This window comes from Streptomyces sp. NPDC025651, from assembly GCF_055558735.1.
In genome coordinates, this window is sequence record NZ_JBVHLZ010000001.1 from 1,040,149 (window position 1) to 1,058,251 (window position 18,103).

Here is an 18,103-nt window from a genome sequence, read left to right on the forward strand (position 1 = left end):
CGCTCGCGGCCCTACTTCGGTAGTCAGTACGGTGCCGATCATGCTGCCTGCGGTGAACACGGACGAGGAATGGGACCGCGTCGTCCCCGACGAAGCGGTCATGCGGCCCGGCGTCGAGGACCTGTGCGGCACGCTGGGGCTCGCCGGAGCCCCCCTGATCCGCTACTCCGAGGGCTCCCAGCCGGTCTACGCGGTCGGCGACGAGCACGTACTGAAGCTCTTCCCCACCGTCTGTGCCGAGGACGGCGTCACCGAGGCCCGCGTGCTCGCCCACGTCGAGGGCCGCCTCCCCGTCCCCACGCCCCGGCTGCACGCCTCGGGAACGTACGGGAACGGCTGGCGCTACGTCCTGATGTCCCGCCTGCCCGGCGAGGACCTCGCCGTCGCCTGGCCGCGCATCCCGCGCGCCGACCGGGAGCGGATCGTCACCGAGGCCGCCGAGACGCTGGCCGCCCTGCACGCGCTCGACCCGGCGCCGCTCGCCGACGTCCTCGGGCCCGGCGACTGGACCGCGTTCCTCGCCCGGCAGCGCGCCGGCGCGGTCGCGCGGCAGCGGGAGCGCGGGCTGCCGGAGAGCTGGCTGGAGCGGATCCCCGGCTTCCTCGACTCCGTCGAGCTGCCCTGCGCCGAGGGGGAGCAGCACGCGCTCCTGCACACCGAGTTCATGCGCCAGCACCTGATCGTCGCCCCCGACGACTGGCGCCTCACCGGGCTCTTCGACTTCGAGCCCGCCATGATCGGCGACAGGGCGTACGACTTCGTGGCCGTCGGCCTCTTCGTCACGCGCGGCGAGCCGGGCCTGCTCGCCCGCTTCATGAAGGCGTACGGCCGGGCGTACGATCCGCGCCAACTCCTCGCGTACACGCTGCTCCACGTGTACAGCAATCTGCCCTGGTATCTGCGGGAGTTGCCCGCTCCGCCCGAGCCGACGCCCGACGCGCTCGCCGAGACGTGGTTCGCGTAGGCCGGGCCCAGACGGTCTTCCCGGGCCCAGACGGTCTTCCCGGGCTCAGACCGTCTTCAGCGGGCGGTGCGGTTCCTCCGGCAGGACGATCTCGATCGCGTCGCCGGGGCGTATCTCGCCGCCCCGGCGGACCACGCTCATGATCCCCGACTTGTAGAAGACGGCCCCGCTCTCGTCGCGCCCGACGACCTTCTTCATCAGCCCGGCCTGGAAGTCGTCGATCTGGCGGCAGGGGTTGCGCAGGCCCGTGACCTCCACGACGGCCGTGTCGCCGATGCGCAGGAGCGCCCCGGTGGGCAGGCCGAGCAGGTCGATGCCGCGCGTGGTGACGTTCTCGCCGAGCTCGCCCGCCGCCACGGTGAAGCCGTCACCGGCCAGCTCGTCGAAGAGCTCCTCGTGGATGAGGTGGACCTGGCGGAGGTTCGGCTGGTCCGGGTTCTGCGCGACGCGGAAGCGGTGCTTGACCTTCTCCCCGGCGTGCACGTCCCCCTCGACGCCGAGACCTTCGAGCAGCGTGATGCTCTCGCGGTTCGGCTTGGTGAAGGAGTACGTTCCGTTGCTGCTGACCGCCGTGACCCTCGCGCCCATGGTGGGTGGCCCCCTTGCCTGTCCTCGGTGCCCGTCGGGCTCGTCCTCCCCGACGCCCTTACCGCGCGACCCTAACCCGCCTCAGCCGACCGGCACCAAGGTCAGGTACGTGAGACCGAGCACCCTGCGGTAACCGCGCAGCCAGGACGAACGCTGGGCGTCGACGCGCTCGCGGGTCTCGGCGGCCAGCGGGTGGCCGGGGTGCGCGGCGAGCCACTCCTCGACGTCGGAGCGGTACGCGGACTCGAACTCCTCCCACTCCCCGGGGCTCGCCGTCTCCACCCACAGCGGCCGGAACCCCGCCTCGACCGCCGCGTCCACCAGGTCGCCGAGGAACAGGTGCTCCTCGACCCGGGCGTCCGGCCACATCCCGGCGAGCTCCTCCTCGGTGGGTGTGCGCTGCCAGAAGCCCTCGCCGAGCACGACGCGGCCGCCGGGGTCGACCAGGCGGCGCAGCTCGCGCAGCGCCTCGGCCGTCGCCCGGCCCTGCGGCCGGGCGGTGCTGAGCGCCTGGCTCGCGCCGAGGCACAGGACGACGTCGGCGGGGCCGCGCGCGGTGTCCGTCGCGGACTCCTCGGCGAAGACGACCCGCTCCCCGAGCCCGCGCTCCTCGGCGTTGGCCCGGCCGCGGTCCAGGTCCTCGCCCGACAGGTCGACGCCGACGCCGGTGGCCCCGGGGACGGCTTCGAGCACGCGGAGCATCAGCTCGCCCCAGCCGCAGCCGAGGTCGAGCACGGTGCGGGGCCCGGACGCCGCGAGCCGCTCGACGATCCGCTGCGCCCGGGCCTCGGAGAGGGGGCCGTGGAAGGTGAGGCGGGTGAGGCGAGGGGGCCCGTCGAGGGCGCTCGGGGTGCCGGACGCGGAGGGCGAGGCGGAGGGCGAGGCGGAGGGCGAGGCGGAGGTGGTGGTCATGGCAGCGGACGTTAACCCGTCAACTGGTCGGCGGGACAGCGATTTCGGCCCCCTGCTCCTGGGAGCGCTCGTCGACGCGCCGCAGATGTCCGGCCAGCACACCCCGTGCGTCCGGGGTCAGCGTGCGCAGGGCGACCATGGCCGTGACGATGACGTCGCAGAGCTCGGCCTGGACGTCGTCCCAGGTGTGGGTGGCGCCCTTGCGGGGGTTCTGGCCGGTGGCGCCGATGACCGCCTGCGCGACCTCGCCCACTTCCTCGGAGAGCTTCAACATCCGCAGGAGCAGGGCCTCTTGGGGTGCGCGCCGGTTGTGGGAGTCGAGCCATTCGCAGAGGCGGCCGACCGTCTCCCAAGGGTCCTGGTGGCCGTCCGCCGGGTCCTGCTGATCGTCCATGCCCCGCAGCCTGCCACGGCGGCTACGCCTCGGGCGAGGCGTCCTCGCGCACCTTCCTGTTCCTCGCCCCCAGCGTGGCGAGCACCCCGACGGCCGTCCCCGCGAGCGCGGCCGGCACCATCCAGCCGCGGTTCAGCGCGTGGCCGAGCGCGTGGTCGGCGGAGTAGCGGCCGGGGCCCGTGACGGCGAGGGCCGCCGAGACCAGGCCGAGGAACGCCGGGTACTCGTATCCGCCGCCCTGGCTGAAGAACCCGTTGGGCGTGTGCACGGCCGTCGCGCCGGCCATGGCCCCCGCCGCGGCCGCGCCCGCCGCGGGGGTCGCGAGGCCGAGGGCGAGGAGCGCGCCGCCGCCCGCCTCGCACACCCCGGCGACCAGGGCGTTCAGCTTGCCGGGGGCGTATCCGACGGACTCCATGAAGGCGCCGGTGCCCTCCAGGCCGCCGCCGCCGAACCAGCCGAAGAGCTTCTGGGCACCGTGCGCGGCGAGCACCCCGCCGGTGCCCGCACGCAGCAGCAGAAGGCCGAGGTCACGTCGGTCCAGGCACGAGCAGGTCATGGCGGCTCCCGGGGCTGCTGGTCGGCAGGGATCGGTCTTCTCCCACCGTCCGCCGGACCGGCCCCGGGCACCCGGTCCGCTGGGCCGTACGGGTGACCGCACCCGATCCGCACCCGATCCGCACCCGGACCGCTCCTGGGCCGCACCTGCTCCGTTCCCTGTCCGCGCCCGGGCCGCAGCGGTGGCGCCCGACCCCGCCCGGTGTGACCGTGGGCCCATGAGCATTCAGGTAAACAGGCTCTCCGACCCCGCGGTCCGCGCCTTCGTCACCGCGGTGAACGCCAACGACAAGGCCGCCTTCGAGGCCCTGCTCGCGCCCGGCGCGACCATGTCCGACGACGGCTCCGACCGGGACGTCGCCGACTGGACCGAGCGGGAGATCTTCTCCTGCAACGGCCACATGGACGTCGACTCGGAGTCGGACGGCGGCCGCACGCTGCTCGTCACGTACCGCAACGACACCTGGGGCGAGATGCGGACGAAGTGGCACTTCACCGTGGACGAGGCGGGCAAGGTCTCCCGCTTCGAGACGGGCCAGGCCTGACCCCGCGGGCCCGCGGCCGGTCCCGCCGTCCGGGAATCCGCACCGCCGCCCCGCTGACCCGCACCCGCGCGTCCCCGTCCCGCAGTGTCACGGTGAGGACGCCCGGCCTGCCCATGTCCTCGCCCTGGTGGAGGGTGAGGACGGCGTCGGCGGGGACGAGCGCGAGGTCGCGCGCGTACGCGCCGAAGGCGGCCGCGGCCGCGCCCGTCGCGGGGTCCTCCACGACACCGCCGACCGGGAACGGGTCGCGCACGTGGAAGACGGACTCGGCCTCGCGCCACACCAGTTGGACGGTGGTGAGGTCGAGGCGCCGCATCAGTGCTTCGAGGCGTGTGAAGTCGTACGAGAGGTCGGCGAGCCGCGCACGGGTGGCGGCCGCCAGCACGAGATGGCGGGCGCCCGCGAACGCGACGCGCGGCGGCAGCGCCGCGTCCAGTTCGCCCGCAGCCCAGCCGAGCGCGGCGAGCGCCTCGGCCACGTCGTCCGGCGCGGCCTCCTCGACGCGGGGCTCCACGCTGGTGAGGGTGGCCCGCAGCGTCCCGCCCGCCTCGGTGACGGTGACCGGGACCGTGCCCGCGGCCGTGGCGAAGACGTAGTCCCCGGGACCGGCCCCGTCCCGCTCGGCGAGCGCCACGGCGGACGCCACGGTGGCGTGGCCGCAGAAGGGGACCTCGGCCTTGGGGCTGAAGTAGCGGACGGAGTAAGCGCGTTCGGCACCCACGGAAGCCGCGGCACCCACGGAAGCCGCGGCGTCCCCGCCCCCCGGCGTGAGAAACGCCGTCTCGCTGTACCCGAGCTCCGCCGCGATCGCGAGCATCGCCGCGTCGTCGAGCCCGGTCGCGTCCGGCACGACCCCCGCGGGATTGCCACCCGCGGGGTCGGTCGCGAAGGCGGTGTACCGCAGCACCTCGGGGGCGGTGCCGGGGGAGTCAGGGGCGTTCGTCGTCATGTCGCAGGGCAACCGCTCCGCGGCCCGGGTCATTCCCGCGGCCCCAACCGCGGCACCCCACCCACCGCGGAGCGATTGCCCTGCCCCCTCCCCCTCAGTGGTGGTCAGTGGCAGTTCTTGGTGCCGTGGTCGCCGCGGCCCCAGGAGCAGGAGTCCTGGAGCGAGCCGCTCGGCTTGATCAGGCGGGCCTTGTCGCTGGTGTTGTTCCAGACGTAGTTGCCCTGGCCCCAGTAGCGGACGCCGGAGGCGTTGGCGCCCTTGCCGGTGCGGACCTTGACGGTCTTGCCGGCGCCGATCTTGTAGCTGCCGAAGGTGTAGGTGTAGCCGGTGTTGTCCTTGAGCTTGTAGCCCTTGAGCTGGATCGCGGAGCGGCTGTTGTTGTGGATGTTCACCCACTCCGCGTTCAGCGAGGCGTTCGAGCGGGTGTCCCGGCCCGGGCTGTCGTACTGGATGTAGCCGAGGTGCAGGCCGCCCTGGTGGCGCGCGGTCGCCGCCGACGCGGGCGACGTGGCGAGCAGCGCCGCCGACAGGGCGGTGGCGGTGAGGACGGCGGGGGCGGCGGTGCGTATGCGCAAGGAGTGCTCCAAGTGTGAAGTTCTCGTGGAGAGAAGCCGAGCATACGGGGTGTGCTGCCCTGTATTGATGCGGTAGTTCCTATTCCACTTGTGGAGATCTCGGCCGCACGGCCGCGCCACCACGCGCCACCCCCGTCACCCCGAGCCGTCAACCCCGCCCGATGTACGGCATGTTGGTCGCGAGCACCGTCGCGAACTGGACATTCGCCTCCAGCGGCAGCTCCGCCATGTGCCGCACCGTGCGCGCCACGTCGGCCACGTCCATCACCGGCTCGCTCGCCAACTGGCCGCTGGCCTGGAGGATTCCGGACTGCATGCGCTCGGTCATGTCGGTCGCCGCGTTGCCGATGTCGATCTGTCCGACGGCGATCCGGTACGGCCTGCCGTCCAGGGAGAGGGACTTCGTCAGGCCCGTCAGGGCGTGCTTCGTCGCCGTGTAGGCCACCGAGTTGGGGCGCGGGACATGGGCCGAGATCGAGCCGTTGTTGATGATCCGCCCGCCCTGCGGGTCCTGCTCCTTCATCTGCCGGAAGGCCGCCTGCGCGCACAGGAAGGCGCCGTTGAGGTTGGTGTCGACGACGTGGCGCCAGGCGTCATAGGGGAGTTCCTCGACCGCGACGCCGCCGGGGCCGAACGTCCCGGCGTTGTTGAAGAGGAGGTCCAGGCGGCCGAAGCGGTCGCGCACGGCGGCGAACAGCGCGGCCACGTCCTCGGGCCGCGACACGTCCGTACGTACGCAGAGGGCGGCGCCGTCCTTCACGGCGGCCCCGGCACAGGCGAGGGCGGCCGTCTCCTCCAGCGTCTCCACGCGGCGGCCGGCGAGCGCCACCGACCAGCCCGCGGCGAGCAGTTCGACGGCGACGGACCGGCCGATGCCGGAGCCCGCACCGGTCACCACGGCGGTCCTCGCGGTGGCCACCGGCGGGTTCGATGAGTCAGTTCGCTCAGCGTTCATGGCCCCGCAGCGTACGGGAGGGGTGTCCACGCGGACATCATCCGCCCGCCATGCGGCTGTTGTGTACGTGACAGTCGGTCGTCGTCCCCCGCCACTTGCATGCCCCTGACACCAATCGTCAGGGGAGGGCCCATGACACCCGCAGGCCAGCAGCACGCACCCGAACTACGCGCCGCCGCCCGACACTTGGGGCGCCGCCGGTTCCTCACCGTCACGGGGGCCGCCGCCGCGCTCGCGTTCGCCACCAACCTGCCCACCGCGGGCGTCGCGGGCGCCGCCGAGCTGGACGCCCGCCGCATAGCGGACGACCCCTTCACGCTCGGCGTCGCCTCCGGTGACCCGCTGCCCTCCTCGGTCCTGCTCTGGACCCGGCTCGCCCCCGCCCCCTACGAGCAGGGCGGCGGCCTGCCCGCCGAGCGCGTCACCGTCCACTGGGAGCTCGCCCACGACGCCCGCTTCCGCCGGATCGCCAGACGGGGCACGGCCACCGCGCACCCCGAGTTCAGCCACACCGTGCACGTGGAGGTCGACCACCTGGAGGCGGGCCGCACCTATTACTTCCGCTTCAGGACGGGCCGCTGGATCAGCGAGACCGGCCGCACCCGCACCGCGCCCGCGACGGGCGGCCGCACGAGCGCCCTGACCCTGGCCGCCGTCTCCTGCCAGGCGTACCACGACGGGTACTTCACCGCGTACAGGCATCTCGCGCAGGACGACGTCGACGTCGTCTTCCACCTCGGCGACTACCTCTACGAGTACGCCGTCAACGCGGTCGGCGGCGCCCGCAACTACACCGACCGCACGCTGCCCGCGCACTACAACAAGGAGACGCAGACCCTGGAGGACTACCGCCTGCGGTACGCCCTCTACAAGTCCGACCCCGATCTGCGGGCCGCGCACGCCGCGCACCCCTTCGTCGTCACCTGGGACGACCACGAGGCCGAGAACAACTACGCCGACGACATCGACGAGAACGGCAACCCGCCCGCCGAGTTCCTGCTCCGCCGCGCCGCCGCCTACCGCGCGTACTGGGAGAACCAGCCGCTGCGCCGCCCGCAGCTGCCGAAGGGACCCGACGCGCAGCTCTACCGGCGCCTGAGGTGGGGCCGCCTCGCCCAGTTCGACATCCTCGACACCCGGCAGTACCGCTCCGACCAGGCGTACGGCGACAAGGCGCACGTCCCCGGGCCCGAGACGGACGACCCGGCGCGCACCATCACCGGGGCCACGCAGGAGCGCTGGCTCATCGACGGCTGGCACCGCTCGCGCGCCCTGTGGAACGTCGTCCCGCAGCAGGTCACCTTCTCCCAGCGCAAGCTCGACCTCAACGCGCAGGCGAAGCTCTCCATGGACGCCTGGGACGGCTACCGCGCCTCGCGGCAGCGGGTCCTCGCGGGCGCGAAGGCCGCGGACCTGGAGAACCTCATGGTCCTCACCGGCGACGTGCACGTCGGCTACGCCTTCGACATCAAGGCCGACTTCGACGACACGTCCTCCAGGACGGTCGGTACGGAGATCGTCGCCACGTCCGTCGCGAGCGGCAAGGACGGCGCGGACAAGCCGGCCAACTGGGACACGTACACGCGGGCCAACCCGCACCTGAAGTTCTACAACGGGCGGCGGGGCTACGTGACGGTCTCCCTGGGCAGGGAGGCGGCACGGGCGGACTTCAAGACGATCGACGCGGTGACGGTCCCCGGGGCGCCGATCAAGACGGCGGCGTCCTTCGTGACGGAGTCGGGCAACCCCGGGCTGCGGCCCGCGTAGATCACCGGCTCCGCCGAGTTCGTCCTCGGACGCCGGACGGGCTGAAAGATCCAGCCCGTCCGGCGTTCGTATCTTTCAGCCCCTCCGGCGTTTGAGGAGCGGGGTCTGGGGCGGCGCCCCAGTTTCGGGAAGAGGCGGGATTGGGGAAAGGACACGTCTGTACCACCCACCCACAGCTGCGACCATGGAGGACGACACGAAGCTACGGGAGGGGCGTAATGCCTGAGCGCGGGCAGACCACGGAAAAGCACGAGATACAGCAGGCGGCGGAGCCCAACCGCTCCGCCGCCCTCCGCCGTACCGGCGCCCTCGTCACCCTCGTACTCGGCGGCCTCACCGCCGTCCCCCCGCTCTCCATGGACATGTACCTCCCGGCCCTGCCGGAGGTCACCGACGCCCTGCACGCCCCCGCCGCCACCGTCCAGCTGACCCTGACCGCCTGCCTCATGGGCATGGCCCTCGGCCAGCTCGCCGTCGGCCCGATGAGCGACAAGTGGGGCCGCCGCCGCCCCCTCCTCATCGGCCTGCTCGTCTACATCCTCGCCACCGCGATCTGCGCCTTCGCCCCCACCGCGGAACTCCTCATCGGCTTCCGCCTCCTGCAGGGCCTCGCGGGCGCCGCCGGCATCGTCATCGCCCGCGCCGTGGTCCGCGACCTCTACGACGGCGTGGAAATGGCGCGTTTCTTCTCCACGCTCATGCTGATCTCCGGAGTCGCCCCGATCGTCGCGCCCCTCATCGGCGGCCAGGTCCTCCGCTTCACGGACTGGCGCGGCATCTTCGTCGTCCTCACGGCCGTCGGCATCGCGCTGACCCTCCTGGTCTGGCGGCGCCTGCCGGAGACGCTCGCGCCCGAGAAGCGGCACGGCGGCGGCACCGTCGAGGCGCTGCGGACCATGAGGTCCCTCCTCGCCGACCGCGTCTTCACCGGCTACATGATCGCGGGCGGCTTCGCGTTCGCCGCGCTCTTCGCGTACATCTCCGCCTCGCCCTTCGTGATCCAGGAGATCTACGGCGCGTCCCCGCAGACCTTCAGCCTGCTGTTCGGCGCCAACTCCGTCGGACTGATCATCGTCGGCCAGATCAACGGCAAGGTCCTCGTCGGCCGCGTCAGCCTGAACAAGGCGCTCGCCTTCGGCCTGACGGTCATCACCCTCGCCGCGACGGCCCTGCTCCTGATGACGACCGGCGTCTTCGGCGACGTCGGCCTCCTCCCGGTCGCCGCCGGGCTCTTCGTCCTCATGTCGGCGATGGGCCTCGCCATGCCCAACACCCAGTCGCTCGCCCTGGTCCGCACCCCGCACGCCGCGGGTTCCGCTTCCGCGCTGCTCGGCACCTCCTCCTTCCTCATCGGCGCCGTCGCCTCGCCGCTCGTCGGGATCGCCGGCGAGGACACGGCCGTCCCGATGGCCGTCGTCCAACTGGTCTGCGCGCTGGCGGCCATCGCATGCTTCGTGGGACTGTGCCGCCCCTGGCAGCACAAGACCACGGAGGAGGCGGACCACTGAGCGCACCACGACTCCTGCGCGCCGGCACCCCCGACCGCGCGGGCCTCGTCCCCGACGAGATCGACCGGCTCGTCGCCGAGGTGCGCGATCTGACACGCGGACCGCGCCCCTGGTGCGCGGGCGCCGTGGTCGTCGTGGGCCGCGGCCCCGTGATCGCGGCCGAGGAAGCGGCGGGCTGGGCGGTGCGCTACGCCTCGTACGACGAGGAGAGCGACACCGGCGTCGAGCTGCCCCGCGAGTGGCGCGTGCCGACGCGCACCACCACCCCCTTCGACCTGGCCTCGCTCACCAAGCTGTTCACGACGGTCGCCGCCGTGCAGCAACTGGAGCGCGGCACGCTCGGCATCGACGCGCTCGTGGGCGCGTACGTCCCCGAGTTCACGGCGGCCGCCGAGCACGGCGTCACGGTGCGCCAGCTGCTCACCCACACCTCGGGGCTGCGGCCCGAACTGCCGCTCTACGACTGCCCGGACGACGCCGCGCGCCTGGCCGCCCTGCGCGCCGAGGCCCCGGTCACCGAGCCCGGCGAGTACGTCTACTCCGACCTGAACATGCTGCTGCTCCAGCACATCCTCCAGCGCCTCACCCGCCGCCCCCTGGACGCCCTGATCCGCGAGGGCATCACCCGGCCGCTCGGCATGACCGCCACCGGCTTCGGACCGCGCCCCGACGCCGCCGCGACGGAGGACCAGCGCAGGCCGTGGGCGAAGGCCGACCGCGGGATGCTGCGCGGCACCGTCCACGACGAGAACGCGTGGGCGCTCGGCGGCGTCGCCGGGCACGCGGGCCTCTTCTCCACCGCCCGTGACCTCGCGGTGTTCTGCCGCACGCTGCTGTGCGGCGGCTCGTACGGCAGGGCCCGCATCCTCGGCCCCGACTTCGTCGAGCTGATGCTGGCGGGCGACGGCCTCGGCTTCGGCATCGACCAGCCGTGGTTCATGGGGGAGCTCGCCGGGCGCGGCGCGGCCGGGCACACCGGCTTCACGGGCACGTCCCTGGTGATCGACCCGGCCACGGACACCTTCCTGGTGCTGCTCGCGAACACGGTGCATCCGCGCCGTCGTGTGGCGGACAGTTCGCCGCGGGCGGCGGCGGGCACGAGGCTCGCTCGCGCGGCGCGAGGGCGGTGAGTGCTCCGCTGGGGCCCGGTGTGTCATCTGCGGGTACGTCGGGGCTGGTCGCGCAGTTCCCCGCGCCCCTTCGGGGCACGTGCCCCGAAGGGGCGCGGGTGCCCTAGAGGTGCCTCCGGAAGCAGACCCGGTCGAAGCCGGGGCCGTCGTAGTCGCCGTGCACGGGCAGCCCGTCGACCTCGCGGTCGCCCGGTTCGAGGGTGAAGCCCAGGGCCCGGTGGAACGCGACGGAGCGCCGGTTGTGCGGCGAGGTGATCGAGCGCACCTCCGTGCGCCCGGCCCCGGCCGCCCGCCGGAAGAACTCCTCGTACAGCCCGCGGCCCACGCCCTGCCCCCGCAGCCCGGGGGCGACGCCCACGAAGTGGATGTACGCGCCGTGGTCGTCGTCACCGGAGTACAGGCCGATCAGGAAGGCGCGGATCTCCCCGTCCCGCTCCACGACCAGGCTGGTGTGCGCGAAGAACTGCAGGAACAGCCTGGGCAGCAGCAGGGACAGCTCCCTGGTCTGCTCGGGGGAGTGGGTCTCGCCCCACCAGCTCCGTACGCGTTCGATGATCGCGGGGTGGTCGGACACCGTGGCCCGACGCGTCTGTGTGGTCATCGCTCTCCCTCTCCCCCTGCTCCCTCTCTTTGCTCCCGCTCCCTCCTACCCCCGTAGAATCATGGGGTGAACGCCCCGATTTCCCCGGCATCCCCAGCCTCCCCGGCCGAGACCCTGCGCAGTGCCCTCGCCGGACTCCTCGACGGCCTCCCGCCCAAGCAGGCGACCCAGGCCGTCGACCGGCTGATCGCCAACTACCGGGGCCGCACGCCGACCGACGCCCCCATCCTGCGCGACCGCGCGGACGTCGCCGCGTACGCCGCGTACCGCATGCCGGCGACCTTCGAGGCGGTGCGTTCCGCGCTGGCCGCCCTGGTGGACGCGGCGCCCGAGGGCTGGTCGCCGCAGAGCCACGTGGACGTGGGCGGCGGGACCGGCGCGGCGACCTGGGCGGTCGCGGCGACGTGGGCGGGGGAGCGTCCGGTGACGGTCCTCGACTGGGCGGAGCCCGCGCTGGACCTCGGGCGTGAACTGGCGGGCGCGGTGCCCCAGTTGAACTCGGCGAGGTGGCAGCGCTCTCGTATCGGAGCATCGCTCGCCATCGAGAGCGCCGATCTCGTCACGGTGTCGTACGTGCTCGGGGAGCTGACCGAGGAGGACCGCGGATCGGTCGTGGACGCGGCGGCACAGGCCGCCGAGCGGGCCGTCGTCGTCGTCGAGCCGGGCACCCCCGACGGCTACGCCCGCGTCATGGCGGCCCGCGACCGGCTGATCGCGGCGGGCTTCACGATCGCCGCTCCCTGCCCGCACAGCGCCGCCTGCCCCATCGTGCCCGGCGAGGACTGGTGCCACTTCTCGGCGCGGGTCAGCAGGTCGTCCCTGCACCGCCAGGTCAAGGGCGGCTCACTGGCGTACGAGGACGAGAAGTTCAGCTACGTCGCGGCGGTCCGCTTCGGCACCGCCCCGGACACCGCGCCCCACCGCGTGGTGCGCCGCCCCCAGATCCGCAAGGGCCTCGTCCTCCTCGACCTGTGCGGGGCCGAGGAGGAGCTGACCAGGCGGACCGTGACCAAGCGCCACGGCCCCCTGTACCGCGCGGCGCGCGACGCGGACTGGGGCGACGCGTGGCCGCCCCGGTCCGCTCAGTGACCAGGCCGGTCAGTGGCCGGCCCGGTCAGTGACTAGGCCGGGCCCCAGGTCCCCTGGTTGACCGCGCAGTTCCAGCCGGTGCCGCGCAGCGTGAACTTCACGCCGTAGGACCGGACGTTCAGGATCCGCGTCTTGACCTTGAAGCCGAGCTTGGCCTTGCCCTTGAAGGTCTTGTCGTACACGGCGACGGTCTTCGTCGTCCTGCGCGTGACCTTGCCGCCCGTCGGCGTCGCCTTGCCGAAGCGGACGTTCTTGGTGTTGGTCACCGTGAGGGTGACGTTCTTGACGCTCTTCGTGGTCTTGCTCTTGATGCCGAAGTACAGGCCGCCGTTGAGTACGTTGCCCCGCGCGTCGTACGAGAAGCGCTTCGGGTAGACGATGTCGATCGGGCAGCCGGAGACGGCGCGCGGCGCGGCCTTCGGAGCGGTCGAGCCGGTCGCCGCGGACGCGGACCCGGCGAGGCCGAGCTGAGCGGCCGTGAGTGCCCCCGCGGTGGCCAGGACTGCGGCGGACGTGCGCATACGGTTCACTGCGCTGATACCTCTTCTTCCCCCTGGGCCCCTGTGGGCCCACCTTTTTGGTTGTTGTGATGCGTTCGCACGGGACGCCCCGCGTGTCCGCGCGTCGCACCCGTGCGTCCGTATTGTTAGCACGCCGCAGGTCAGGTGGCTGAATTGGGCCGCTTCTTAAGAGGTTCTTAGACGCGGTGACTATCCACGTCCCCATGCCAACCAAGATCACGTCACCCGGTCATGCCCGCAGGCGGTCGGAGACCCGTTTCCTCGCCCTGTCCGTCGCCCTTGCGGTCACCGCGGTGGGCGCCACCACCTACGCCTTCACCGCGGGGGCCGAACAGCCGCGCGGCAAGCAGGTCGAACTGTCCGTCGACGGCGGCACCGCGGTCGTCGACACCGCCTCCCTCGCCGTGCGCGCCCGCACCCGCGACGGCCGCGAACTCACCCTCTCCGACGCCTCGGGCACCGACCTCGGCGCCCCCGGCCCGGTGACCCGCACCGGCGGCGGGGCCCGCTGGAGCTACCCCGCGCGCGGCATCGACGTCACCGCCCGCGCCGACCACGGCCGCCTCTCGCTGCGGCTGAAGGCGCACCGCGACACCTCGGTGAGCTGGCCCGTCACCGGCACCGACGCCACCGCGAGCTCCCTTCAACTCCCGCGCGGCGAAGGCCTGGACATCCCCGTCACGGATGCCTTCTGGACCACCGGCAAGGGCGGCCTCGGCGGCAGTACCGTCGACGTGGGCGAGGGCCTGACGCTGCCGCTGTGGGGCTACTCCCTCGGCGGGAGGACCGGCGTCAGCTACCTCACGCCCACCGACATCGGCACCACCCTCGGCTTCACCGCGCCGGGCGGCCGGCTGCGCGCCACCGCCGAGCACACCTTCGACCGCGGCGAGGGCACCCGCGACTACGCCGTCACCTTCGCGCTGACCGACGGCAACCCGGTCGCGCCCGCCGCCGACTACCGCTCCTACCTCGCCGAGCGCGGCCAACTGGGCAGCCTGAAGCGGAAGATCGCGAAGAACCCCGCCACCGGCAAGCTCCTCGGCGCCTTCCACGCCTACACCTGGGGCGACGCCCGCAAGGCCCCCGCGGTCCGGAAGCTGCGCGCGCTGGGCGTCGACCGGATGTGGCTCGGCTACGACGGCGAGCCCCACCCCGACAAGGAGGCGGTGAGCGCCGCGAAGAAGGCCGGGTACCTCGTGGGCCCGTACGACTCCTTCGCCAACGGCCAGGACCCGAAGACCGCCGACGCCCCGAACGCCGTGTGGCCCGGCCGCGTCTACCCCGACTACTGCGTACGCGACGCGAAGGGCAGGCCCGAGACCGGCTTCGGCGGCCGCGGCTGCTACCTCAGCTCCCAGGCCTTCGAACAGGCCGAGCCCCGCCACCACTACCTCGCCGACCGCACCCGCTCCATGGTCGCCAACGGCGCGGACAGCTACTTCCTCGACGTCGACGCCACCGGCGAACTCTTCCGCGACCACGACAAGAGCCACCCGATGACCAAGGCGGAGGACCGCGAGAACCGTCTCGCGCGGATGCGGCGCATCGCGGACACGGACACGGGCACGGACACGGGCAAGGGCCTCGTCCTCGGCTCCGAGACCGCCCAGGCCTGGGCGAACAAGGTGCTCGCCTTCGACCACGGCGGCGCCACCCCGGCCGCCGACGGCCTGTGGGCGCTCCAGAAGGACCGCGAGAAGTGGGGCGGCTACTACCCGGAGAACGCCCCCGGGGTCTTCTTCAAGCCGGTCGACCTGCCCGCCGACCTCGCCAAGGCGATGTACGACCCGCGCTACCGCGTCCCGCTCTACGAGACCGCGCTGCACGGCTCGCTGGTCAACACCGAGCGCTGGGAGCTGAGTCACGACAAGCTCCCGCGGCAGAAGACCACCCGCGCCCTGCTCGCGATGCTCGGCAACACCCCCCTCAACTACGTCCTGGACGGCCCGTCCCTGACGAAGCACGGCGCCGAACTGGCCGCGCTCCAGAAGTACTTCTCGCCCCTGCACAAGGCCGCGGGCACCGAGCCCCTGACCTCCTACCGGCGCCTGACCGAGGACCGCACCGTCCAGCGCACGGTCTTCGGCAGGGGCACGCTGACCGTCACGGCCAACTTCGGCACCACGGCGTACGAGGGGCTGCCGGGCGGCTGCGTCGACGCCCGCCTCAAGGGCGACGACGCGCCGCGCAGGCTCTGCCCGGCGAAGCTGGGCTAGCCCGCCGGGTCAGACCCGCAGCTCCTGTGTGCAGCACTTCACGCTGCCGCCGCCCTTGAGCAGCTCGCTCAGGTCCATCCCGACGGGTTCGTAGCCGCGCTCGCGCAGCGGTTCGAAGAGTCCGACGGCGGCCTGCGGGAGCAGCACGTGGAGCCCGTCGGAGACGGCGTTGAGCCCGAACGCCGCGGCGTCGGGCTCCTCGACGACCAGGGCGTCGGGGAAGAGCCGCTCCAGGACGGCGCGGCTGCCGGGGGAGAAGGCGGGCGGGTAGTACATGACCTCGTCCGCCGCGTCGTCCAGGACCGCGAGCGCGGTGTCCAGGTGGTAGTAGCGGGGGTCGACCAGGTCGAGCCCGATGACCGGGCGGCCGAAGAACTCCTGCGCCTCGCCGTGCGAGAGCGGACTGGCCCTGAAGCCGCGCCCGGCCAGGACGTAGGAGGAGGTGACGGCGAAGTCGCCCTCGCCCTCGTTGATGTGGGTGGGCTCGTGGATCTCGGTGAAGCCGTGCGCACGGAACCACTCCAGGTGGGCCGCGGCCTCCTGCTCGCGCTCGCGGTAGGCGAAGCGCGCGCCGAGCACGCGTCCCTCGACGACGGTCGCGCCGTTCGCCGCGAAGACCATGTCCGGCAGGCCGGGCCTGGGGGCGAGCTCCTCGACGGTGTGGCCGAGCGCCCGGTACCGGTCGCGCAGGTCCTCCCACTGGGCGACGGCGAGCGGCACGTCGACCGGCTTGGCGGGGTCCATCCAGGGGTTGATGGAGTAGGTGACCTTGAAGTGTTCGGGCGAGCACATCAGGTAGCGCCGGGGTGTGGCGCACCGAGGAGAGCGAGGAATACGGGACAAAGAAGGCTCCTCACGTACCGCAGGGTCAGGTGCTGCCCGTGGTGGGGCAGTCGAAGCCCATAGTGCGGTGTGAGGAGCCTTCGCGCTGTGAACCGAACGGGTGGTGGTCGACGTCACACGGCCACCCGCGTGCGCGGTTCACGAACGGCCGTGCGTCTCGCGGCCCTCCCGCAGTCTGCGCAGCAGCTCGCGCTTCTGCTCCTGGGGGCTGAGGCCGCCCCCGACGCGGTCGCCCCTGCCCCCGCCGCGCAGCGCCTTGCGGGAGAGATTGCTGCGGGTGCCGCCGACGCCCAGCATGTTTCCTGATCCTCGGGTCATGTCCGCCTCCAGGTCGGTCGAGTGTCACCAGTCGGGCGAGACGGATCGTCTCGCTTCGGTCACCACTATCGGCGAGACGCCCCGTCTTGTCAAGACGGTACGTCTCGGCTCGCCCGCTGCTACATTCGACGACATGGCCCAGAAGACAGCTCCCGACTCCACGCGCCGCAGCGAACGCTCGCGCCGCGCGATCTACGACGCCGCCCTCGCCCTGGTCGAGGAGGTCGGCTACGCCAAGCTGACGATCGAGGCCATCGCGGCCCGCGCCGGCGTCGGCAAGCAGACGATCTACCGCTGGTGGACCTCCAAGGGTGCCGTCCTGCTCGACGCCTTCCTCGACCTCGCCGAACAGGCGGCCCGGGAGGCCGGCGAGAACGCGGGCGCGGACGAGGTCGCGACCGATATCCCGGACTCCGGGGACCTGGAGGCCGACCTCAAGTACGTGATGCGCGCCACCGTCGACGAGTTCAACGACCCCAAGTACGACGCCCCCTACCGCGCGCTCGCCGCCGAGGGGCTGCTCAACCCCGAGCTGGGCGCCGAGTTCGTGGAGAAGCTCCTCGAACCACAGCTCCAGCTCTACGTGCGGCGCGTGCGCCGGGCCCAGGACGCGGGCCAGGTCGCGCCCGGCGTCGACCCCCGCATCGCCCTCGAACTGTGGGCGAGCCCGCTCGCCCAGCGCTGGCTGATGCGATCGGGCCCCCTCGACCACGCGTACGCCGACAAGCTCGTCGAGTACGCCCTCTACGGCATCACGCCGCGTTCCGCAACGTCCTGACCTGCGAGGACCGCTCGATCCCCGCGGCCTGCTTGAACGGCTCGTCGGGCTTGATCGGCGTACGCGAGAGCAGTCCCGGCGCGTCCGTGATGATGCCGTTGCAGCCGAGGCGCAGCGCCCGGTCGCGCTGCTTCGGCGTGGTCACCGTGTGCGCCCACACCCGCGGGATGCCCGAGTTGACGGCCCGCAGCAGGTCGTTGTCGCGCGCCTTGTAGTCCACGTCCAGGACGTCCACGAACGACGCCCAGCGCTCGGGCCTGTCCGTGCGCATCTGCGTCTTGGAGCGCCACAGCTGCGCGAGCAGCCCCAGCTCGTGGGCGCGCCGGGCGACCGCGGGCTTGTTGGAGTTCACGAAGACCGAGCGGGTCAGGCCGCGCACCCGGATCAGCTGGGCGAGCTTCTTCAGGCTGCCCGGGTCCTTGGCCTCCAGCATCAGCATGATCCGCCCGCCGAAGCGGTCCAGGACCTCCGCGACCGTCGGCGGCCGCTCGGGGCGCCAGCTGCCGGGCAGGGCCGCGCCGGGGCGCAGCCGCACGCTCTGCCACTCCTGCCGGTCCAGGCCGCGCACCGGGCCCGTCGCGTACGTGGTCCGGTCCAGGGTGTCGTCGTGCATCACCACCATGGTTCCGTCGCGCAGTATCCGTGTGTCGAAGTCGATGACCTGGGCGGTGCCGCGCTCGTACGCGGCCACCAGACCCGACATGCTGTTCTCCGGCACCTCCAGGGCGCCGCCGCGGTGCGCGGTGTAGACGACGCGGGGGAGCGCGTCCACGGTCAGGGGGCCGCCGCCCCACTCGATCGGGGCGAGGAAGCCGTTCGGTGCCGTGAGGGTCAGCGCCGTGAGGCCTGTCAGCACAGTCCTAATGACCATGGCGACCACGGTAGGGGTGGA

At 72.7% G+C, this 18,103-nt stretch carries 20 protein-coding genes; 8 read left to right on the forward strand and 12 right to left on the reverse strand.

All coding sequences use genetic code 11. From position 1 onward, the window contains the following. The first annotated feature begins 40 nt into the window (after window positions 1–40). Window positions 41–964 carry a phosphotransferase gene (locus tag ACZ4D5_RS04925; RefSeq protein ID WP_467770909.1) on the forward strand — a complete coding sequence of 308 codons (924 nt, stop codon included), beginning with the start codon at window positions 41–43 and terminating at the stop codon, window positions 962–964. Window positions 965–1,009: 45 nt separating this feature from the next. Here the strand turns inward: ACZ4D5_RS04925 and ACZ4D5_RS04930 are convergent, their stop codons facing one another. The 4 genes from ACZ4D5_RS04930 to ACZ4D5_RS04945 form a co-directional block, all read right to left on the reverse strand. Then, on the reverse strand, window positions 1,010–1,552 hold the full coding sequence (locus tag ACZ4D5_RS04930) for an MOSC domain-containing protein (RefSeq protein ID WP_467770910.1): 543 nt from the start codon (window positions 1,550–1,552) through the stop codon (window positions 1,010–1,012). Between the two features lie 81 nt (window positions 1,553–1,633). Further along, on the reverse strand, window positions 1,634–2,464 hold the full coding sequence (locus ACZ4D5_RS04935; RefSeq protein ID WP_467770911.1) for an SAM-dependent methyltransferase: 831 nt from the start codon (window positions 2,462–2,464) through the stop codon (window positions 1,634–1,636). A gap of 19 nt (window positions 2,465–2,483) precedes the next feature. After that, window positions 2,484–2,858: a MazG-like family protein gene (locus ACZ4D5_RS04940; protein WP_467770912.1), complete on the reverse strand. Its 375-nt coding sequence runs from the start codon at window positions 2,856–2,858 to the stop codon at window positions 2,484–2,486. Window positions 2,859–2,880: 22 nt separating this feature from the next. Then, complete coding sequence (locus ACZ4D5_RS04945; protein ID WP_467770913.1) at window positions 2,881–3,414, reverse strand: DoxX family protein; 534 nt, start codon at window positions 3,412–3,414, stop codon at window positions 2,881–2,883. A gap of 217 nt (window positions 3,415–3,631) precedes the next feature. Here ACZ4D5_RS04945 and ACZ4D5_RS04950 point away from each other — a divergent pair, with 217 nt between their 5' ends. Then, complete coding sequence (locus tag ACZ4D5_RS04950) at window positions 3,632–3,958, forward strand: nuclear transport factor 2 family protein (RefSeq protein ID WP_467770914.1); 327 nt, start codon at window positions 3,632–3,634, stop codon at window positions 3,956–3,958. On the opposite strand, the gene ACZ4D5_RS04955 is transcribed toward ACZ4D5_RS04950, so the two are convergent. The 3 genes from ACZ4D5_RS04955 to ACZ4D5_RS04965 form a co-directional block, all read right to left on the reverse strand. After that, window positions 3,906–4,907: a PhzF family phenazine biosynthesis protein gene (locus tag ACZ4D5_RS04955; RefSeq protein ID WP_467770915.1), complete on the reverse strand. Its 1,002-nt coding sequence runs from the start codon at window positions 4,905–4,907 to the stop codon at window positions 3,906–3,908. The two genes, ACZ4D5_RS04950 and ACZ4D5_RS04955, sit on opposite strands and share 53 nt — an antisense overlap. Before the next feature lie 104 nt (window positions 4,908–5,011). Beyond that, window positions 5,012–5,482 (reverse strand): lamin tail domain-containing protein, encoded by a 471-nt coding sequence (locus ACZ4D5_RS04960; RefSeq protein WP_467770916.1) that lies wholly within the window; start codon window positions 5,480–5,482, stop codon window positions 5,012–5,014. 148 nt (window positions 5,483–5,630) lie between these two features. Then, entirely contained in the window at window positions 5,631–6,437 is an 807-nt protein-coding gene (locus ACZ4D5_RS04965; protein WP_467770917.1) for an SDR family oxidoreductase, read from the reverse strand. Window positions 6,438–6,569: 132 nt separating this feature from the next. On the opposite strand from ACZ4D5_RS04965, the gene ACZ4D5_RS04970 reads away from it, so the two are divergent. The 3 genes from ACZ4D5_RS04970 to ACZ4D5_RS04980 all read left to right on the forward strand — a co-directional run bounded on the left by ACZ4D5_RS04970 (window position 6,570) and on the right by ACZ4D5_RS04980 (window position 10,842). Continuing rightward, the gene (locus tag ACZ4D5_RS04970) at window positions 6,570–8,204 is read left to right on the forward strand and encodes an alkaline phosphatase D family protein (RefSeq protein ID WP_467770918.1); all 1,635 of its coding nucleotides are present in this window, start codon (window positions 6,570–6,572) and stop codon (window positions 8,202–8,204) included. A 218-nt stretch (window positions 8,205–8,422) separates the two neighbouring features. Next, complete coding sequence (locus ACZ4D5_RS04975) at window positions 8,423–9,712, forward strand: multidrug effflux MFS transporter (protein ID WP_467770919.1); 1,290 nt, start codon at window positions 8,423–8,425, stop codon at window positions 9,710–9,712. After that, window positions 9,652–10,842, forward strand: a complete 1,191-nt coding sequence (locus ACZ4D5_RS04980; protein WP_467770920.1) for a serine hydrolase domain-containing protein — start codon at window positions 9,652–9,654, stop codon at window positions 10,840–10,842. The genes ACZ4D5_RS04975 and ACZ4D5_RS04980 overlap by 61 nt, the downstream gene beginning before the upstream one ends. A 103-nt stretch (window positions 10,843–10,945) precedes the next feature. Here ACZ4D5_RS04980 and ACZ4D5_RS04985 read toward each other — a convergent pair whose 3' ends face one another. Continuing rightward, window positions 10,946–11,443: a GNAT family N-acetyltransferase gene (locus ACZ4D5_RS04985; RefSeq protein WP_467770921.1), complete on the reverse strand. Its 498-nt coding sequence runs from the start codon at window positions 11,441–11,443 to the stop codon at window positions 10,946–10,948. Between the two features lie 66 nt (window positions 11,444–11,509). Here ACZ4D5_RS04985 and ACZ4D5_RS04990 point away from each other — a divergent pair, with 66 nt between their 5' ends. Continuing rightward, on the forward strand, window positions 11,510–12,532 hold the full coding sequence (locus tag ACZ4D5_RS04990) for a small ribosomal subunit Rsm22 family protein (RefSeq protein WP_467770922.1): 1,023 nt from the start codon (window positions 11,510–11,512) through the stop codon (window positions 12,530–12,532). 32 nt (window positions 12,533–12,564) lie between these two features. Here ACZ4D5_RS04990 and ACZ4D5_RS04995 read toward each other — a convergent pair whose 3' ends face one another. Then, window positions 12,565–13,053, reverse strand: coding sequence for a hypothetical protein (locus tag ACZ4D5_RS04995; RefSeq protein ID WP_467770923.1), 489 nt, complete (start codon window positions 13,051–13,053; stop codon window positions 12,565–12,567). Window positions 13,054–13,256: 203 nt separating this feature from the next. Between ACZ4D5_RS04995 and ACZ4D5_RS05000 the strand changes: the two genes are divergently transcribed. Further along, on the forward strand, window positions 13,257–15,272 hold the full coding sequence (locus ACZ4D5_RS05000) for a glycoside hydrolase (protein WP_467770924.1): 2,016 nt from the start codon (window positions 13,257–13,259) through the stop codon (window positions 15,270–15,272). A 9-nt stretch (window positions 15,273–15,281) separates the two neighbouring features. On the opposite strand, the gene ddaH is transcribed toward ACZ4D5_RS05000, so the two are convergent. Together ddaH and ACZ4D5_RS05010 are read right to left on the reverse strand one after the other, a co-directional pair. Beyond that, the gene (ddaH, locus tag ACZ4D5_RS05005) at window positions 15,282–16,115 is read right to left on the reverse strand and encodes a dimethylargininase (RefSeq protein WP_467770925.1); all 834 of its coding nucleotides are present in this window, start codon (window positions 16,113–16,115) and stop codon (window positions 15,282–15,284) included. A 138-nt stretch (window positions 16,116–16,253) separates the two neighbouring features. After that, window positions 16,254–16,433, reverse strand: coding sequence for a DUF6243 family protein (locus ACZ4D5_RS05010; RefSeq protein ID WP_467770926.1), 180 nt, complete (start codon window positions 16,431–16,433; stop codon window positions 16,254–16,256). A gap of 133 nt (window positions 16,434–16,566) precedes the next feature. Here ACZ4D5_RS05010 and ACZ4D5_RS05015 point away from each other — a divergent pair, with 133 nt between their 5' ends. Then, on the forward strand, window positions 16,567–17,211 hold the full coding sequence (locus ACZ4D5_RS05015) for a TetR/AcrR family transcriptional regulator (RefSeq protein ID WP_467770927.1): 645 nt from the start codon (window positions 16,567–16,569) through the stop codon (window positions 17,209–17,211). Here the strand turns inward: ACZ4D5_RS05015 and ACZ4D5_RS05020 are convergent. Next, a complete protein-coding gene (locus tag ACZ4D5_RS05020) occupies window positions 17,186–18,082 on the reverse strand; it encodes a glycerophosphodiester phosphodiesterase (RefSeq protein WP_467770928.1) in 897 nt (298 codons plus the stop codon). The genes ACZ4D5_RS05015 and ACZ4D5_RS05020 overlap by 26 nt on opposite strands. Window positions 18,083–18,103: the final 21 nt, after the last annotated feature.

Bases quoted from the DNA above. Each gene is read 5' to 3' on its own strand.
- ACZ4D5_RS04925 (WP_467770909.1), top strand. From the start codon at position 41: ATGCTGCCTGCGGTGAACACGGACGAGGAATGGGACCGCGTCGTCCCC.
- ACZ4D5_RS04930 (WP_467770910.1), bottom strand. From the start codon at position 1,552: ATGGGCGCGAGGGTCACGGCGGTCAGCAGCAACGGAACGTACTCCTTC.
- ACZ4D5_RS04935 (WP_467770911.1), bottom strand. From the start codon at position 2,464: ATGACCACCACCTCCGCCTCGCCCTCCGCCTCGCCCTCCGCCTCGCCC.
- ACZ4D5_RS04940 (WP_467770912.1), bottom strand. From the start codon at position 2,858: ATGGACGATCAGCAGGACCCGGCGGACGGCCACCAGGACCCTTGGGAG.
- ACZ4D5_RS04945 (WP_467770913.1), bottom strand. From the start codon at position 3,414: ATGACCTGCTCGTGCCTGGACCGACGTGACCTCGGCCTTCTGCTGCTG.
- ACZ4D5_RS04950 (WP_467770914.1), top strand. From the start codon at position 3,632: ATGAGCATTCAGGTAAACAGGCTCTCCGACCCCGCGGTCCGCGCCTTC.
- ACZ4D5_RS04955 (WP_467770915.1), bottom strand. From the start codon at position 4,907: ATGACGACGAACGCCCCTGACTCCCCCGGCACCGCCCCCGAGGTGCTG.
- ACZ4D5_RS04965 (WP_467770917.1), bottom strand. From the start codon at position 6,437: ATGAACGCTGAGCGAACTGACTCATCGAACCCGCCGGTGGCCACCGCG.
- ACZ4D5_RS04970 (WP_467770918.1), top strand. From the start codon at position 6,570: ATGACACCCGCAGGCCAGCAGCACGCACCCGAACTACGCGCCGCCGCC.
- ACZ4D5_RS04975 (WP_467770919.1), top strand. From the start codon at position 8,423: ATGCCTGAGCGCGGGCAGACCACGGAAAAGCACGAGATACAGCAGGCG.
- ACZ4D5_RS04980 (WP_467770920.1), top strand. From the start codon at position 9,652: ATGCTTCGTGGGACTGTGCCGCCCCTGGCAGCACAAGACCACGGAGGA.
- ACZ4D5_RS04985 (WP_467770921.1), bottom strand. From the start codon at position 11,443: ATGACCACACAGACGCGTCGGGCCACGGTGTCCGACCACCCCGCGATC.
- ACZ4D5_RS04995 (WP_467770923.1), bottom strand. From the start codon at position 13,053: ATGCGCACGTCCGCCGCAGTCCTGGCCACCGCGGGGGCACTCACGGCC.
- ACZ4D5_RS05000 (WP_467770924.1), top strand. From the start codon at position 13,257: ATGCCAACCAAGATCACGTCACCCGGTCATGCCCGCAGGCGGTCGGAG.
- ACZ4D5_RS05010 (WP_467770926.1), bottom strand. From the start codon at position 16,433: ATGACCCGAGGATCAGGAAACATGCTGGGCGTCGGCGGCACCCGCAGC.
- ACZ4D5_RS05015 (WP_467770927.1), top strand. From the start codon at position 16,567: ATGGCCCAGAAGACAGCTCCCGACTCCACGCGCCGCAGCGAACGCTCG.
- ACZ4D5_RS05020 (WP_467770928.1), bottom strand. From the start codon at position 18,082: ATGGTCATTAGGACTGTGCTGACAGGCCTCACGGCGCTGACCCTCACG.